The following is a 17,164-nucleotide window of genomic DNA, read 5'->3' on the forward strand; positions in this document are numbered from 1 at the left end:
GATGCCGCAGATCATTTTTCTGCCTCACGCCGAGCATTGCCCGGACGGAATGGTTGTAGAGGCCGAGACTGGCAAGTCCATTCTCGAAGTGGCCCATGACAACCATATCGAACTCGAGAGCGCCTGCGGCGGCGTGTGCGCCTGCACCACCTGCCACTGCATCATTCGCGAAGGCTTTGACTCGCTCAAAGAGGCCGATGAGCTGGAAGAGGACTATCTTGATCGGGCCTGGGGGCTGGAGGCGCAGTCTCGCCTGACCTGTCAGGCAATAGTCGGGGAAGAAGACCTGACCGTTGAAATTCCGAAATACTCGCTCAACCATGCAGCCGAAGCGCCGCACTGATTCAAGGAGCTGTCATGAGTCTGAAATGGGTTGATGTACTTGAAATCGCCATCCAGCTTGCTGAAAACAAGCCGGAAGTCGATCCTCGTTTCGTAAACTTCGTCGATCTGCACACCTGGGTCCTGGCTTTGCCGGATTTTGACGACGTTCCCGGGCATGGCGGCGAAAAGGTTCTCGAGGCCATCCAGGCCGCGTGGATCGAAGAAGCCGACTGAGCCGTTTCAGCAGGTTAGGCAATCCCCCTAAACCCGCGTATAATTCGCGGGTTTAATTTTTCGCTTCAATTACCGTTTCTGGAGTTACACCATGGCTGTTCAACGTACTTTCTCCATCATCAAGCCTGACGCCGTTGCTAAAAATGTTATCGGCAAGATCGTTACCCGTTTCGAAGACGCTGGCCTGCGCGTCGTGGCTTCGAAAATGAAGCAACTGTCCAAGGCTGAAGCTGAAGGCTTCTACGCTGAGCACAGCGAGCGCGGTTTCTTCGGTGACCTGGTTGCCTTCATGACCTCCGGTCCGGTTGTCGTTCAGGTTCTGGAAGGCGAAAACGCTATCGCTCTGAACCGCGAGCTGATGGGCGCTACCAACCCTAAAGAAGCTGCTGCCGGCACCATCCGTGCTGACTTCGCTGAATCCATCGACGCCAACGCTGTTCACGGTTCGGACTCCGAAGCCGCTGCTGCTCGCGAAATCGCTTACTTCTTCGCTTCTACCGAGGTAACCACTCGCTAAGCAAAGGCTTACGAGTGAAGGTGAAACCATGACGACATCGACTGGCAAAACTAACCTGTTGGGGCTGACTCAACCGGAAATGGAGAAATTCTTCGACTCGATCGGGGAGAAGCGTTTTCGTGCCGGTCAGGTAATGAAATGGATTCACCACTATGGCGTCGATGATTTCGACGCCATGAGCAACGTCAGCAAGGCCTTGCGCGAAAAGCTCAAGGCCTGTGCTGAAATTCGCGGGCCGGAAGTGGTCAGCGAAGACATCTCCAGCGACGGCACCCGCAAGTGGGTGGTGCGCGTAGAGTCCGGCAGCTGTGTCGAGACCGTCTACATTCCCCAGGGCAAGCGCGGTACCTTGTGCGTTTCGTCCCAGGCCGGCTGTGCGCTGGATTGCAGCTTCTGTTCCACCGGCAAACAAGGCTTCAACAGCAACCTCACCGCCGCCGAAGTGATCGGCCAGGTGTGGATTGCCAACAAATCCTTCGGCAGTGTCCCGGCTACCGTCGACCGTGCCATCACCAACGTGGTGATGATGGGCATGGGCGAGCCATTGCTGAACTTCGACAACGTGGTCGCCGCCATGCATCTGATGATGGACGACCTCGGCTACGGCATTTCCAAGCGTCGGGTGACCCTGTCCACCTCCGGCGTGGTGCCAATGATCGACGAACTGGCCAAGCACATCGATGTGTCCCTGGCCCTGTCGCTGCACGCGCCCAACGATGCGCTGCGCAACGAACTGGTTCCGATCAACAAGAAATACCCGTTGAAAGTGCTGCTCGACTCCTGCCAGCGCTACATGTCGGCACTGGGCGAGAAGCGCGTGCTGACCATCGAGTACACCTTGCTCAAGGACGTCAACGACAAGCTCGAGCACGCTGTGGAAATGGTTGAGCTGCTCAAGAACGTCCCTTGCAAGATCAACCTGATTCCGTTCAACCCGTTCCCGCACTCCGGTTACGAGCGGCCGAGCAACAACGCCATCCGGCGGTTCCAGGATCACTTGCACCAGGCCGGTTTCAACGTCACGGTGCGTACCACCCGTGGCGAAGACATCGACGCGGCCTGTGGTCAACTGGTAGGGCAGGTGATGGATCGTACCCGCCGCAGCGAACGCTATATTGCCGTGCGTCAGCTGAATGCCGACTCCGATACGCCGCAAAACGCCGCGGATCGGACCTGAAGAGAGGATCTCCATGACCCTGCGCGTTGCGCTGCTGGTGCTGCTGGTCAACTTGCTGGCTGGATGTGTTTCAACGGGTAATGTCGATCCGATGAGCACCGGCAAGGGGCGTGATGAGGCACGCCAGGCGTATGTACAGCTGGGCATTGGTTATCTGCAGGAGGGTTTTACCGAACGTGCGAAGGTCCCCCTGAAGAAAGCCCTTGAACTGGACAGCGCCGATGCCGATGCCAACGCGGCGTTGGCGCTGGTGTTCCAGGCCGAGGTGGAGCCGGAGCTTGCCGACCAGAGCTTTCGCAAGGCATTGGCCGCACGCCCCGCCGATGCGCGTATCCTGAACAACTATGGCAGCTTTCTGTACGAGCAGAAGCAGTACGAGGATGCCTATGAAATGTTCGGCAAGGCAGCAGCCGATACGCTTTACCCCGAGCGCTCACGGGTTTTCGAGAGCCTCGGCATGACGGCACTGAAGCTTGCGCAGCGCGATACGGCGCAAGCGCATCTGGAAAAAGCCTTGAGATTGAATCGCCAGCAGCCGCGGGCGTTGCTGGAAATGGCTGAGTTGTCTTATGAAGACAGGCATTATGTGCCAGCCCGGGAGTTCTATGACCGCTTCAGCCAGTTGAGCGAGCAGAATGCCCGTAGCCTGCTGCTCGGCACGCGGTTGGCGAAAGTATTCGATGACCGGAACAAGGCCGCCAGTTTTGGCCTGCAATTAAAACGACTCTATCCCGGTACGCCGGAATATCAGCAATACCTGTCGGAGCAATGATGAAAGCGGCGCATCCCGAAGTAGTAGCAGCGAATCGCGTCAACCCCGGTGAGACCCTGCGCCAGGCCCGCGAAAGCAGAGACTGGTCGATCTCAGAGGTGGCGGTCAAGTTGAACCTGACTCAGGTATCCCTGGCCAACCTGGAAGCCGGCGCTTTCGACAAGCTGCCGGGGCATACCTTTGCCCGTGGCTATATCCGCGCCTACGCCAAGCTGCTGGGGATGGACCAGGCCGTCCTGGTCCAGGCCTTCGATCAGTACACCGGCACCGATGCCCATGGCAGCAATGTGCATAGCCTGGGCCGGATCGAAGAGCCGGTACGGCTGTCGCACAACATTCTGCGCATCGTCAGCCTGTTGTTGCTGGTGGTGGTGATCGGTGGCGGCTTCTTCTGGTGGCAGGACCAGACCACGCTGCGCGGCAAGGACCTGGCCAACATCGCCATGGAACATGTGGAAGTCGAAAGCGCTGACGGTACCACCCAGATTCATCCGCTCGACGAGCCCGAAGACCAGGCAGTGAGCGAAGCCCAGCAACCGGAAGAGACGCCTTTGAGCCTTGAGCAAGGCCAGGCCTCGACCGATCCGGCCGCCGCGCCTGTCGAACCTGCCGCAACCACCGCTACCCCGGCACCGGTGGCTCCGGTAACCGCTCCGGCCGCGCCTGCGGTGGCCGCAACGCCTGCTCCTGCCGCCCCGCAAGCACCCGTTGCCGGTACCGGCAAGCTGCATCTGCAATATGTTGCCAATTGCTGGACCCAAGTCACCGATGGCAACGGCAAAGTGCTGCTCAGCGGGCTCAAGCGCAAGGGCGACAGCGTCGACCTGAGCGGCAAGCCTCCGTTTACGCTGCGTCTGGGCTTTGCCCGGGGTGTGCAAGTGACCTACAACGGCCAGGCCGTTGATGTGGCGCCTTTTACCAGTGGCGAGACTGCTCGCCTGAAACTAGGGCAATAAGTCATGCACGGCGAATCTCCGATCAAACGTCGCGAATCTCGTAAAATCTGGGTGGGTTCGGTTCCTGTCGGCGGCGATGCGCCCATCGCCGTACAGAGCATGACCAACACCGATACCAACGATGTCGCCGCGACCGTTGCACAAATCAACCGTCTGGTCGACGCCGGCGTGGACATCGTCCGCATCTCGGTCCCGGACATGGATGCGGCCGAGGCATTCGGCAGGATCAAGCAATTGGTCCAGGTGCCATTGGTTGCCGATATCCACTTCGACTACAAGATCGCCTTGCGCGTCGCCGAGCTGGGCGTCGACTGCCTGCGCATCAACCCGGGCAACATCGGCCGTGAAGATCGTGTTCGCGCCGTGGTCGATGCGGCCCGCGATCGCGGCATCCCGATCCGCATCGGCGTCAACGCCGGCTCCCTGGAAAAAGACCTGCAGAAGAAATACGGCGAGCCAACGCCTGCGGCGCTGGTCGAGTCGGCCCTGCGCCATGTGGAGCACCTCGATCGCCTGGATTTCCAGGACTTCAAGGTCAGCGTAAAGGCTTCCGACGTATTCATGGCCGTGGAGGCCTACCGCCTCCTGGCCAAGCAGATCATCCAGCCGCTGCACCTGGGTATCACCGAGGCGGGCGGTTTGCGCTCCGGCACGGTGAAATCTGCGGTCGGCCTCGGTATGCTGCTCGCCGACGGGATTGGCGATACTATTCGCATTTCGCTGGCGGCCGATCCGGTCGAGGAAGTGAAGGTCGGCTACGACATCCTCAAGTCCCTGCACCTGCGTTCGCGCGGTATCAACTTCATCGCCTGCCCGAGCTGCTCGCGGCAGAACTTCGATGTGGTCAAGACCATGAACGAGCTGGAAGGGCGCCTCGAGGATCTGCTGGTACCGCTGGACGTTGCGGTGATCGGTTGCGTGGTCAATGGGCCGGGCGAAGCCAAGGAGGCCCATGTCGGCCTCACCGGCGGTACGCCGAACCTGATCTATATCGACGGCAAGCCGGCGCAAAAATTGACGAACGACAACCTGGTCGATGAGCTGGAAAAGCTCATTCGGCAGAAGGCGGCCGAAAAGGTCGAAGCCGACGCGGCGCTGATCGCCCGCGGCTGATTGGGCCTTTTGATAAAGAATCGCTAAGGATTTTCTGTGAGTAAATCTCTGCAAGCCATTCGTGGCATGAACGACATCCTGCCCGAGCAGACCCCCCTGTGGCGCTATTTCGAAGGCACCGTGGCCGGTTTGCTGGATAACTACGGTTATCGCCAGATCCGCATGCCGATCGTCGAGTTCACCGAGCTGTTCAAGCGCTCGATCGGTGAAGTGACCGACATTGTCGAAAAAGAGATGTACACCTTCGCGGACCGCAACGGCGATTCGCTGACCCTGCGCCCCGAAGGTACCGCTGCCTGCGTGCGCGCCGTGCTCGAGCACGGCATCACCGGCGGTGGCCAGGTGCAGAAGCTCTGGTACATCGGCCCGATGTTCCGCCACGAGCGTCCGCAGAAGGGCCGCTATCGCCAGTTTCACCAGATCGGTGTGGAAGTCTTCAATCTGGACGGTCCGGACATCGACGCCGAGTTGATCGTGCTGACCTGGCGCCTCTGGGGCCAGCTCGGCATCCGAGATGCGGTCAAGCTGGAACTCAACAGCCTGGGCAGCAGCGAAGCCCGTGGGCGCTATCGCGATGCGCTGGTCGAGTTCCTCTCGGCGCGCCTGGACCTGCTCGACGAGGACAGTCAGCGTCGTCTCAAGACCAACCCGCTGCGCATTCTCGACAGCAAGTCGCCGGATACCCAGGCCCTGCTGGCCGATGCGCCAAAGATGGCCGATTACCTGGACGAAGAGTCGCGCGTGCACTTCGAGGGCCTCAAGGCTCGCCTGGATGCCGCCGGTATTCCCTATGTGATCAATCCCAAGCTGGTTCGCGGCCTCGATTACTACAGCAAGACGGTATTCGAGTGGATCACCGACAAGCTGGGCGCCCAGGGCACCGTGTGTGCCGGTGGCCGCTACGATGGCCTGGTCGAGCAGATGGGCGGCAAGCCGACCACCGGCGTGGGCTTTGCCATGGGCATCGAGCGGTTGATCCTGCTGCTCGAAACCCTGGAACAGATTCCCGAGTCCATCGCTCGTCAGATCGATGTCTACCTGTGCGCTTTTGGCGAGCAGGCCGAGTTGGCAGGCCTGGCCCTGACCGAACGGTTGCGCGACCAGTTGCCCGGGCTGCGCCTGCAGGTGAACGCCGGTGCCGGCAGCTTCAAGAGCCAGTTCAAGAAGGCGGACAAGAGCGGAGCGCTCTACGCCTTGATTCTGGGGGACGACGAACTGGCGCAACAAGTGGTAGGTTTCAAACCCCTGCGTGGCCAGGGCGAACAACAAAACATTGCCTTCGATGCTCTGGCCGAGCATCTGGCAGCCTGCGTCGTGCAGGGTTGAAGCTGGTAAACAGCCGATTTAGCGAATAGGAGTATTGGGGTGTCGAGTACCGAAGATGAACAGCTCGCGGTTGTAAAGGACTGGTGGGAGCGTAACGGCAAGCCCCTGGTGACCGGTGGCCTGCTGGCGCTGGTGATCGTGTTCGGCTGGCAAGCCTGGCAAAAATATCAGACCAACCAGTCGCAAGGCGCTTCCAACCTCTATCAGGCGCTGCTGGAAACCACGCTGACCCCGACCGGTGAGCCGGACGCAGCCAAGGTGGCCGAGTTGGCCGGCAAGCTCAAGAGCGAGTTCGGCGGCACAGCCTACGCCCAATACGCCAGCCTGTTCGTGGCCAAGGTGGCCGTCGACACTGGCAAGCTCGATGACGCTGCTGCAGAGCTCAAGGGCGTGTTGGACAAGCCGGCCGACGACACCCTGGGTGAAATCGCCCGTCAGCGCCTGGCTCGCGTGATGGCTGCCCAGAACAAGCCCGACGATGCGCTGAAACTGCTTGCCGGCGATGCCGACAAGGCCTTCCAGGCCAGCCGTGAAGAACTCAAGGGCGACCTGCTGGTGCAACTGGGTCGCAGCGACGAAGCGCATGCCGCTTACGAAAAAGCCAAGGCTGCGCTGTCTGACGACGCAGCGGTCGGTGGCCTACAACTCAAGCTGGACGACCTGGCCAAAGGGGATGCGTGACGTGATCCGTTGGAAACATGCAGCATTGCTGACCCTGGCCCTTCTGGCAGCGGGTTGCAGCAGCAACAGCAAAAAGGAATTGCCACCGGCCGAACTGACCGACTTCAAGGAAGAAGTGGTCTTGAACAAGCAGTGGAGCCGCTCGATCGGTGACGGTCAGGGCGAAACCTTCAACATGCTGGTGCCGGCCATCGAGAACGACCGCATCTACGCCGCTGACGTTACCGGCGTCGTCATGGCGCTGGATCGCATCACTGGCGACGTGGTCTGGAAACAGGACCTGGAGCTGCCCGTTTCCGGCGCCGTTGGCGTAGGTTACGGGATGGTCATGCTCGGCACCCTGAAGGGCGAAGTCGTGGCCCTGGATGCCAGCACCGGTGAACAGAAGTGGCGCTCGCGCGTTACCAGCGAAGTCCTTGCGCCACCGGTCACCAATGGTGACGTGGTGGTCGTACAGACCCAGGATGACCGCATCATCGCTCTGGATGCCGCCAGCGGCAACCAGCGCTGGATCCACGAGAGCACCCCGGCGGTACTGACCCTGCGTGGCACCGGCGCACCGGTTGTGACCAATCGTCTGGCGATTGCCGGTCTTTCGACCGGTAAAGTCATCGCGCTGGACACTCAGAACGGCGTGCCGGTCTGGGAACAGCGCGTGGCCATTCCGCAAGGCCGTTCCGAGCTTGATCGGGTAGTCGATATCGATGGCGGCCTGCTGCTGTCCGGCGGCGTCCTGTATGTGGCCAGCTATCAGGGTCGGGTTGCCGGCCTGGATCTGGAAAGCGGTCGTGTACTCTGGCAGCGTGATGCTTCCAGTTACGCCGGCGTGGCCCAGGGCTTTGGCAGCGTTTACGTGAGCCTGGCTTCGGGTACCGTCGAAGGGATCGACGAACGTTCTTCCTCCGCGTTGTGGAGCAACGACTCGCTGGCCCGTCGTCAATTGTCGGCGCCGGAAGTATTCTCCAGCTACGTAGCGGTCGGCGACCTGGAAGGTTACCTGCACCTGCTGAGCCAGGTAGACGGTCGTTTTGTCGGTCGCGAGCGTATCGACAGCGACGGTCTGCGGGCCCGTCCGCTGGTGGTAGGCGACATGATTTATGTGTATGGCAACAGCGGTAAACTGGAAGCGCTGACTATCAAGTAATGCGTTAGCTATGCTTGGGGTAATCCCCAAGCGGCCTTGCTCTGCAAGGTTTGCGGCACTTCACGTGCTGCCCCGAGCACCAGCCGCTGCCTCGCAGCGGCTTTTGTATTTTCTGAAATAACGAAGTGGAGAGCCGCATGGTTCCCGTAATCGCCCTGGTGGGCCGACCGAACGTCGGCAAGTCCACCATGTTCAACCGCCTGACCAAAAGCCGTGACGCCATTGTCGGCGACCTGTCTGGTCTGACCCGTGATCGCCAATACGGTGAGGCAAAGTGGCAAGGGCGCTCCTATATCCTGGTCGACACCGGCGGTATTTCCGGTGATGAACACGGCATGGACGAAAAGATGGCCGAGCAGTCGTTGCTGGCCATCGAAGAAGCCGATGTCGTGCTGTTCCTGGTTGACGCCCGCGCCGGTTTTACCGCCGCCGACCAGATGATTGCCGAGCACCTGCGCAAGCGCAACAAGCGCTCGCTGCTGGTCGCCAACAAGATCGACAACATCGATCCTGAGATGGCCCGCGCCGAATTCGCACCGCTGGGCATGGGCCACGCCATTGGCGTTGCCGGTGCCCAGGGGCGTGGCGTCAACACCCTGCTCGAAGCCGCCTTGAGCGAGTTCCCTCGCGATACCGAAGAAGAGGACATCAACGCTGAAGTCGCCGAAGGCGAAGAAGCGGTCCGTATTCCGGGGCCAAGCGAGAAGGATGGCATCAAGATCGCCATCATCGGTCGCCCGAACGTCGGCAAGTCGACCCTGGTCAACCGCATGCTCGGTGAAGACCGGGTCATCGTCTATGACCAGCCCGGCACGACCCGCGACAGTATCTACATCCCGTTCGAACGCAACGACGAGAAGTACACCCTGATCGACACGGCCGGGGTGCGCAAGCGCGGCAAGATCCACGAGGAAGTCGAAAAATTCTCGGTGGTCAAAACCCTGCAGGCGATCAAGGACGCCAACGTCGTCATCTTCGTCATGGACGCCCGTGAAGGGGTGGTCGATCACGACCTGAACCTGCTGGGCTTCGCCCTGGAGACCGGTCGCGCCATCGTCATCGCCCTGAACAAATGGGACGGGATGCAGCCAAGCGAGCGTGACTACGTCAAGACCGAGCTGGAGCGCCGGTTGTTCTTCGTCGACTTCGCCGACATTCACTTCATTTCGGCGCTGCACGGCACCGGCGTGGGCAACCTGTACCAGTCGGTGCAGGCCTCGTTCAAGTCGGCGATCACCCGCTGGCCAACCAGCCGCCTGACCCAGATCCTCGAAGACGCAGTCGGCGAGCACCAGCCACCGATGGTCAACAGCCGCCGGATCAAGCTGCGTTACGCTCACCTGGGCGGTGCCAACCCGCCGCTGATCGTGATCCACGGTAACCAGGTCGAGAAAGTACCGAAGTCCTACGTCCGCTACCTGGAAAACACGTACCGCCGCGTGCTGAAGCTGGTCGGTACGCCGATCCGCATCGAGTTCAAGGGCGGCGACAACCCGTACGAAGGCAACAAGAACACGCTGACGGACCGTCAGGTCAACAAGAAGCGGCGCTTGATGTCGCACCACAAGAAAGCCGAGAAGAAGCGCCGCGACAAGCGTTGATTCCATGGCGACCGCTTCGCGATCGATCGCGGGCAAGCGGAACGCCGCCCGGCCCGCTCCCACAGAATTCGCAAAACCCTGTAGGAGCGGGCTTGCCCGCGATAAGGCCCAAAGGGCCTTCCAGCACGCAAAGGGCGCCTATGGCGCCTTTTTCATGCCCGCTCAATGGGATATGCTCGAAGGTACCCGCGCCGCCGTGAGCCGGGTGTTCAGCAGGGAAAGGCCCATGATCAGCAGTAAGTTGCCGAATGTCGGCACGACCATTTTCACCCGCATGTCTGCGCTGGCCCATGAAACCGGTGCGCTAAATCTGTCCCAGGGCTTTCCTGATTTCGCCGCGCCCCAGGCATTGTGTGACGCGGTCGGGCGACACATCGCCGCCGGTCACAACCAGTATTCACCCATGGCCGGCTTGCCTGCCCTGCGCGAGCAGGTCGCGGCTAAGATCGCCCGCAGCTATGGTGTAAGCGTCAATGTCGATACCGAGGTAACTATCACCCCGGGCGCGACCGAGGCGATCTTCTGCGCCATTCAGGCGGTGATCAATGCCGGCGATGAAGTCATCGTCTTCGACCCGGCCTACGACAGCTACGAGCCCTCGGTGGAGCTGGCCGGCGGTCGCTGCGTGCACGTGCAATTGAGCGCCAACGACTTCGCCATCGACTGGCAGAAGCTCGAAGACGCGCTGAGCCCGCGCACCCGCATGATCATCCTCAACACTCCGCACAACCCCAGCGGCGCGCTGATCAGCCGTGCCGAGCTGGATCAGCTGGCGCAACTGATCGCCGATCGCGATATCTACCTGATCAGCGACGAAGTCTACGAACACCTGGTCTACGACGGCGTGCCGCATGTCAGCGTGCTGGCCCATGAAGCGCTGTACCAGCGTGCTTTCGTGGTGAGCTCGTTCGGCAAGACCTACCATGTCACCGGCTGGAAAACCGGCTATGTCGTCGCACCGCCGGCCCTCACCGCAGAACTGCGCAAGGTGCACCAGTACGTCAATTTCTGTGGCGTTACGCCGCTGCAGTGGGCATTGGCGGACTTCATGGCGGCTCACCCGGAGCATGTCGAGGAGTTGCCGGCCTTCTATCAGGCCAAGCGCGACCTGTTCTGCGACCTGCTGGTGCCTTCGCGCTTCACCTTCAGCCGCGTGCCCGGAACCTACTTCCAGCTGGTCGATTACTCGGCGATTCGCCCGGACCTCAATGACGTCGACATGTCGTTGTGGCTGACCCGCGAGCACGGGGTGGCGACCATTCCGATTTCGGTCTTTTATCAGCAACCAGTCGCCGAACAGCGCCTGGTGCGCCTGTGTTTCGCCAAACGCGAGGAGACGCTGCGTCAGGCAGCGGAAAAACTATGCGGGATTTGAGTGGCTTGCCCAACCTGAACGTGGCCCTGGTCCAGACCACCCTGGCATGGCATGACCGGTTGACCAACCTCGACCATTTCGAGCCGCTGATCGAGCAGGCTCGCGGGGCTGATCTGATTATCCTGCCGGAAATGTTCACCACCGGTTTTTCCATGGAGTCTGAAAGCCTGGCAGAGCCGGAGAACGGCCCGACCTCCAAATGGCTGCGGGCCCAGGCCAAAAAGCTCGACGCCGTCGTCACCGGCAGCATCATCATCCAGGCCGCCGATGGCAGCCACCGCAATCGCCTGCTCTGGGCGCGGCCCGATGGTGAATTACTGCATTACGACAAGCGCCATCTGTTTCGCATGGCCGGTGAGCACAAGCACTACACCCCGGGCGAGCGTCAGGTGCAGTTCGAGCACAAGGGCTGGCGGATCCGCCCGCTGATCTGCTACGACCTGCGTTTTCCGGTGTGGAGCCGGGATGCCCAGGACACCGACCTGCTGATCTACACCGCCAACTGGCCGGGTGCTCGTCGTATGCATTGGAACCGCTTGCTGCCGGCGCGGGCCATCGAGAACCTGTGCTATGTGGCAGCGGTGAACCGGGTCGGGATCGACGGCAAGGGCTTTGCCTATGCCGGCGACAGCCAGGTATTGGACTTCCAGGGAGAAAGCCTGCTCAGTGCCGGGGAGGCCGATGGGGTGTTCCAGGTGAGCCTGAGTTCGGCGGAGCTGGCGGCATATCGGACGCGGTTTCCGGCGAACCTGGATGCGGATGCCTTTGAGTTGCATTGAGTTCTCTGCGAGCGCTGTGCGCTCGATCGCGGGCGAGCCCGCTCCTACAGTGGTTTGTGTCGCACCACAGATCCCCTGTAGGAGCGGGCTTGCCCGCGATGAGGCCGAACCTGCAAACACGAAACCCAACCACAAAAAAACCGGCCAAAAGGCCGGTTTTTTGTATGCGATCCATGAACCCCACCTACCGCAAGACGGGGCGACGGTTTACCGTGGCATCTCTGGCGAGCAACTCCACGGCAGCAAGGCTTCATAGTCTTCGACCGACGAAGCATGCGGCAACCGCTCCAGTACGTGGCGTAGCCACGTATAGGGTTCCTGGCCGTTGATCTTGGCGGTTTCGACCAGGCTATAGATCTGCGCACTGGCCGTGGCCCCCTTGGGCGTATCGCTGAACAGCCAAGCCTTGCGGCCGATGACAAACGGCTTGATTGCTCTTTCGGCCGCATTGTTGTCGATGGGTAAATAACCGGCCTCGACATAGCGCTCCAGTCGGCTCCAGTTGTTTGCCAGATAATGCACGGCCTTGCCCAGCGCACTTTGTGCGGTGACCTGCGGATGGGTTTTATCCAGCCAGCTTTTCAGTTGGGCGAGGATCGGCAGGCTCTTTTCCTGGCGACTGATAAACCGCTGTTCGTCACTGACGTCCTTAAGTTCACGCTCAATGCCGTACAGTTTGTTGATCATTGCCAGTGCGATATCCGCACGTCCCGTCTTGCCCTTGGGCTGCACTTTTTGCGCGTCCACAAACTTGCGTCGCGCATGCGCCATGCACGCCAACCGTTCGACGCCCGGTTGCAACGCCAAGGCGTTATAGCCGGCGTAATCATCGGTCATGACATAGCCGCGATAACTTTCCAGCAGACGCAACGGCACGTCCTGCGCACGGCTGGAGGTGTAATCAAACAACACCACTTTTCGATCGGGCGGGCCGCTGGCTTGTACCCACATCCAGGATTGGCTGGTCGGATCTCGATCCGGCTCTTTCAACACCTGGACGCGGGTTTCATCGCAGTGGATCACCGGACTTTCCAGTAATCGGTCGCGCATCAAGTTCAGCAACGGCTGGAAGTGTTCGCTGCACTGGATCACCCAGCGCGCCAGGGTCTGGCGCGGGATATCAATGCCATGCCGGCTAAGCACCGTTTCAAACCGATGCAGCGGCAAGCCGTCGACATACTTGGTGGTCAGCAGCATGGCCAGCACGCTCGGGCTGGCCATGCTCTTCTCGATCAACTGAGCGGGTTTGTCGGCGGTGACCGGTGCGGTTTCGCAACCACGGCAACCGTAGACCTTGCGGATATGTTTGATGACCCGGATCTGCATCGGCACGATATCCAGCTGTTCGCTGGTGTCTTCGCTGATCACATGCTTGCGGCAACCGCAGGCACAGGTCAGTTCGTGTTCGGGCAGTTCATGAATAACTTCGATACGCGGCAGATCAGCCGACAACGGCTTGCGTTTGCCACGGCGCGGCGTCGGCGAAACGGCTTCTTCGTCAGGGTCATCAACGAGCGGCATCGGCTCGCTTTCCGGCTCGTTGAACAGCGCCAGTTGCGGCGTGTTGGGCTCAACGGTCTGTTCGGATTTGCGCCCGAACAAGCGGTCGCGCAGCAACTTGATCTGTTCCTTCAGGTCGACGATGTGAGTCTGATAAGCCTGGGCCACTTCTTCCTGGCGGCTGAGTGCCTCAAGCAGCAGTTGCTTGAGCAAAACAGGATCATCAGGAAGGTCGTCGGGTAGGGAAATCATGGCCCGGATTATACCGGGTCAAGCGACGTAGCGCGGGGTCAAAACCTGATGAGGACGGTTACGCCAAAGATCAAAACCGTCGAGTAACCAGTTGAGTTCCTGAACCGTCAGCACAATCGCCTCATCGCTGACATCGGGTGATGCTTTAAAGCGCTCGGACTCCAGCCGCTTGAGCCAAAGGCAGAAGCCGTTGCGCTCCCAGTACAAGATCTTCACGCGGTTCCGGGATTTGTTGAGGAAGACAAACAGCACCGGATCGAACACCGCCACTTTTATATCCAGCTCGACCAGCGCGGCGAGGCCATCAATGGATTTTCGAAAGTCCACGGGTTTGGGGTAGAGATAGACTTTTTCGACTTTGGCGTCGGGTCGCATCATGGCGGGCGGGCTCCAGAGAAAAACGGGAGCACAGCATCCGGCGTCAGGGGAACGCTTTGAATGTGTAGTTCATGGAGCGGTTACGGTTTTTTTGCATCAGGCGACTGTTAAGCCGCCTTCGCTTCCTGTTGGCTCAACGAGCGGTTCAGCGCACTGAACAGTGCCTTGAAGCTGGCCGTGGTGATGTTTTCATCGATGCCCACGCCATGCACCGGACGCTCGCCGGCCACGCGCAGCTCGATGTAGGCCGCAGCTTTGGCGTTGGTCCCGGAACCGATGGCGTGTTCGTTGTAGTCCATGATCTCAACGGCAATCGGCAGGCCAGCCACCAGAGCTTCCAGGGCGCCATTGCCCTTGCCACGCCAGTGCACGGTTTCGCCGTCGCTGTTGACTTCGACTTCGACGCTGCTGTGGCCGTTCTCTTCCTGCAGGCGGTGGCTGACCAGCGCGTAGGGCAGGTTGGCTTGCAGGTATTCGCGGTTGAGCAGGCTGTGGATCTGCTGTGCGGTCATCTCCAGGCCCAGGCGGTCGGTTTCACCCTGGACTACCTGGCTGAACTCGATCTGCATGCGGCGTGGCAGGCTGATGCCATATTCCTGTTCGAGCAGGTAAGTAATACCGCCCTTGCCGGACTGGCTGTTGACGCGGATCACCGCCTCGTAGCTGCGGCCGATGTCGGCCGGGTCGATCGGCAGGTAAGGGACTTCCCACAGGGCGTCGTCCTTCTGCTTGGCGAAGCCCTTGCGGATCGCGTCCTGGTGCGAGCCGGAGAACGCAGTGTGAACCAGGTCGCCGACATACGGGTGACGCGGGTGCACCGGAATCTGGTTGCACTCTTCGACCACCTTGCGCACGCCGTCGATGTCGGAGAAATCCAGCTCCGGGTCGACACCTTGGGTGTAGAGGTTCAGGGCCAGGGTGACCAGGTCGACGTTACCGGTACGCTCACCGTTGCCGAACAGGCAGCCTTCGACGCGGTCGGCGCCGGCCAGCAGGCCCAGCTCGGTGGCGGCAACGCCGGTGCCACGGTCGTTGTGGGTGTGCAGGCTGATGATCACGCTGTCGCGGCGAGAAACATTGCGGCCGAACCATTCGATCTGGTCGGCGTAGACGTTCGGCATCGAAACTTCGACGGTGGCTGGCAGGTTGAGAATGATCTTGTGTTCAGGCGTCGGGTTCCAGACCTCGATCACCGCATCGCAGACTTCCTTGGCGAACTCGAGCTCCGTGGCGCTGAAGGTTTCCGGCGAGTACTGGAAGGTCCACTGGGTTTCCGGCTGCTGGGCGGCGTATTTGACGAACAGCTTGGCGGCGTTCACGGCAATCTCTTTCACGCCTTCCTTGTCCTGGTTGAAGACAATACGGCGGAACGAGGGGCTGGTCGCGTTATACAGGTGCACGATGGCCTTTTTCGCGCCGCGCAGGGATTCGAACGTCCGCGCGATCAGGTCTTCACGCGCCTGGGTCAGCACCTGGATGGTGGTGTCGTCCGGGATGTGGCCACCTTCGATCAAGCTGCGAACGAAGTCGAAGTCGGTCTGCGAGGCGGACGGGAAGGAGGCTTCGATCTCCTTGACGCCGACACTGACCAGGGTCTTCCAGAAGCGCAGCTTCTTGGCGGCATCCATGGGCTCGATCAGCGATTGGTTGCCGTCACGCAGGTCCGAGCTGCACCAGATCGGCGCGACGGTAATGGCCTTGGACGGCCAGGTACGGTCAGGCAGATCGATGGTCGGGAACGCGCGGTACTTCTTCGATGGATCTTTGAGCATGGTCATGGGAGCAATCCTTTAATGTGCGGCCTTGAAAGGGGCCTGCCAAGAGAACAAGAGATGAATAGGCGAGGCGACGCGATTCAGCCTGGCAGTCGGGCACTGACCAGGCAGAGGCTGCTGTGTTGGCGGAGCTGGATGAGGGTGTGAGAGGTCTTCATGTCTTCAACCCTAACGATTGGGGTGAAAGATGGCAAGCACGTTAAAAAAATTGAGATAAATGTTCTTTTCAGTGGGTTTTTCGAGTTTTTATAGCGTTGTAATGAAGAAAAGTATTTTTTGATTGCGATGCTTTCAAGGCGTGCGCAATCCTTTGTAGCCGCTGCCGCCAGGCTGCGCTCGTGCGCGGAGCGGTCGCAAAATCTCAAGGTCGCGAGGAGCCCCTGCGGGCCTCAGCGCAGCCTGCGGCAGCGGCTACATAAGGTGTGTCAGTTACGGCTGGAACGCGCCAATGAAAATCGCCGGATCCACCCGCGCATCGTTCAGGCTGACATTCCAGTGCATATGCGGCCCGGTCGCCCTCCCGGTCGAGCCCACGCGACCAACGACCCCGCCACGAGCCAGGCCCTGGCCGACCTTCACATCAATCTTCGACATATGGCAGAACATGCTGATGAAGCCTTGGCCATGGTCGACGAACACGGTGTTGCCGTTGAAGAAGTAGTCACCGATGAGGATCACCTTGCCGGCGGCTGGGGTCTTGATTGGGGTTCCGGCGGGTACGGCGAAGTCCAGGCCTGCGTGAGGATTGCGTTCTTCACCGTTGAAGAAACGGCGTACACCGAAACGGCTGGAAAGCGGGCCATTGACCGGTTTGTCCAGCAACAGGTTGCTCGGGGTGCCCGGGCTGAAGCTGCGGTAGGCCTGCAGTTGTTCGGCCAGTTCGCGGTCGAAGCGTTTCAGGTCGGCTGGATTCGGGTTGACCTGGCGCTGGTTTTTCAGGGTGATGCGCTGTTCCGGGTAGGCCTTCATGCCCACCGAGAAGTTCAGGGTGCGGGTGCCGGTGGTGAGTTGCGCAGGCCCAGGCTTGAGCGTCAGTGGCAGGCCGACGATGGCCAGCCAGTTGTTCTGCTCCTTGACCACCATTACCGGTTTGCCCTCGAAGCGGGCTTGTGGCGCGCTTTCTGCAGGGCCCAGGTCGATCACTGCGACACCGCCCGGTACGGGCTGGTTGAGCATGCGGGTGATGTAACTGTTGGCATTGACCTGGGTAGTAAAGAGCAGGCACAGCAGCACCAGCGGAGCAAAGAAATGCGGCATTGA

At 60.4% G+C, this 17,164-nt stretch carries 17 protein-coding genes; 13 read left to right on the top strand and 4 right to left on the bottom strand.

Annotated features, from left to right (window positions below; translation table 11 throughout):
• Position 1 precedes the first annotated feature (1 nt).
• The 13 genes from fdx to NVV94_RS05465 all read left to right on the top strand — a co-directional run bounded on the left by fdx (position 2) and on the right by NVV94_RS05465 (position 11,999).
• Entirely contained in the window at positions 2-343 is a 342-nt protein-coding gene (gene fdx / locus NVV94_RS05405; RefSeq protein WP_258446203.1) for an ISC system 2Fe-2S type ferredoxin, read from the top strand.
• Positions 344-357: 14 nt separating this feature from the next.
• Positions 358-558, top strand: a complete 201-nt coding sequence (gene iscX, locus NVV94_RS05410; RefSeq protein WP_258446204.1) for a Fe-S cluster assembly protein IscX — start codon at positions 358-360, stop codon at positions 556-558.
• A gap of 91 nt (positions 559-649) precedes the next feature.
• A complete protein-coding gene (ndk, locus tag NVV94_RS05415; protein ID WP_258446205.1) occupies positions 650-1,075 on the top strand; it encodes a nucleoside-diphosphate kinase in 426 nt (141 codons plus the stop codon).
• A gap of 28 nt (positions 1,076-1,103) precedes the next feature.
• Positions 1,104-2,252 carry a 23S rRNA (adenine(2503)-C(2))-methyltransferase RlmN gene (rlmN, locus tag NVV94_RS05420; protein WP_258446206.1) on the top strand — a complete coding sequence of 383 codons (1,149 nt, stop codon included), beginning with the start codon at positions 1,104-1,106 and terminating at the stop codon, positions 2,250-2,252.
• Between the two features lie 13 nt (positions 2,253-2,265).
• Positions 2,266-3,024, top strand: a complete 759-nt coding sequence (pilW, locus tag NVV94_RS05425; RefSeq protein WP_258446207.1) for a type IV pilus biogenesis/stability protein PilW — start codon at positions 2,266-2,268, stop codon at positions 3,022-3,024.
• The gene (locus tag NVV94_RS05430; RefSeq protein ID WP_258446208.1) at positions 3,024-3,980 is read left to right on the top strand and encodes a RodZ domain-containing protein; all 957 of its coding nucleotides are present in this window, start codon (positions 3,024-3,026) and stop codon (positions 3,978-3,980) included. Before pilW ends, NVV94_RS05430 begins: the two co-directional genes overlap by 1 nt.
• Before the next feature lie 3 nt (positions 3,981-3,983).
• A complete protein-coding gene (ispG, locus tag NVV94_RS05435; protein WP_258446209.1) occupies positions 3,984-5,093 on the top strand; it encodes a flavodoxin-dependent (E)-4-hydroxy-3-methylbut-2-enyl-diphosphate synthase in 1,110 nt (369 codons plus the stop codon).
• 36 nt (positions 5,094-5,129) lie between these two features.
• Positions 5,130-6,419, top strand: coding sequence for a histidine--tRNA ligase (hisS, locus tag NVV94_RS05440; RefSeq protein WP_258446210.1), 1,290 nt, complete (start codon positions 5,130-5,132; stop codon positions 6,417-6,419).
• 39 nt (positions 6,420-6,458) lie between these two features.
• Positions 6,459-7,100, top strand: a complete 642-nt coding sequence (locus NVV94_RS05445) for a YfgM family protein (RefSeq protein ID WP_258446211.1) — start codon at positions 6,459-6,461, stop codon at positions 7,098-7,100.
• The gene (gene bamB / locus NVV94_RS05450; RefSeq protein ID WP_258446212.1) at positions 7,093-8,244 is read left to right on the top strand and encodes an outer membrane protein assembly factor BamB; all 1,152 of its coding nucleotides are present in this window, start codon (positions 7,093-7,095) and stop codon (positions 8,242-8,244) included. Before NVV94_RS05445 ends, bamB begins: the two co-directional genes overlap by 8 nt.
• Positions 8,245-8,381: 137 nt before the next feature.
• On the top strand, positions 8,382-9,845 hold the full coding sequence (der, locus tag NVV94_RS05455) for a ribosome biogenesis GTPase Der (protein WP_258446213.1): 1,464 nt from the start codon (positions 8,382-8,384) through the stop codon (positions 9,843-9,845).
• 226 nt (positions 9,846-10,071) lie between these two features.
• On the top strand, positions 10,072-11,220 hold the full coding sequence (locus tag NVV94_RS05460; RefSeq protein ID WP_258447625.1) for a pyridoxal phosphate-dependent aminotransferase: 1,149 nt from the start codon (positions 10,072-10,074) through the stop codon (positions 11,218-11,220).
• Positions 11,208-11,999 (top strand): amidohydrolase, encoded by a 792-nt coding sequence (locus NVV94_RS05465; RefSeq protein WP_258446214.1) that lies wholly within the window; start codon positions 11,208-11,210, stop codon positions 11,997-11,999. Before NVV94_RS05460 ends, NVV94_RS05465 begins: the two co-directional genes overlap by 13 nt.
• A 207-nt stretch (positions 12,000-12,206) precedes the next feature.
• On the opposite strand, the gene tnpC is transcribed toward NVV94_RS05465, so the two are convergent.
• The 4 genes from tnpC to NVV94_RS05485 all read right to left on the bottom strand — a co-directional run bounded on the left by tnpC (position 12,207) and on the right by NVV94_RS05485 (position 17,161).
• Positions 12,207-13,751 carry an IS66 family transposase gene (gene tnpC / locus NVV94_RS05470; protein ID WP_258443364.1) on the bottom strand — a complete coding sequence of 515 codons (1,545 nt, stop codon included), beginning with the start codon at positions 13,749-13,751 and terminating at the stop codon, positions 12,207-12,209.
• Between the two features lie 18 nt (positions 13,752-13,769).
• On the bottom strand, positions 13,770-14,129 hold the full coding sequence (gene tnpB / locus NVV94_RS05475; RefSeq protein WP_258443363.1) for an IS66 family insertion sequence element accessory protein TnpB: 360 nt from the start codon (positions 14,127-14,129) through the stop codon (positions 13,770-13,772).
• A gap of 107 nt (positions 14,130-14,236) precedes the next feature.
• Positions 14,237-15,907: a 2-isopropylmalate synthase gene (gene leuA, locus NVV94_RS05480; protein WP_258446215.1), complete on the bottom strand. Its 1,671-nt coding sequence runs from the start codon at positions 15,905-15,907 to the stop codon at positions 14,237-14,239.
• A 426-nt stretch (positions 15,908-16,333) separates the two neighbouring features.
• Positions 16,334-17,161, bottom strand: coding sequence for a peptidoglycan DD-metalloendopeptidase family protein (locus tag NVV94_RS05485; protein WP_258446216.1), 828 nt, complete (start codon positions 17,159-17,161; stop codon positions 16,334-16,336).
• Positions 17,162-17,164: the final 3 nt, after the last annotated feature.

Origin of the sequence: Pseudomonas sp. LS1212, assembly GCF_024741815.1 — a bacterium.
GTDB lineage: Bacteria > Pseudomonadota > Gammaproteobacteria > Pseudomonadales > Pseudomonadaceae > Aquipseudomonas.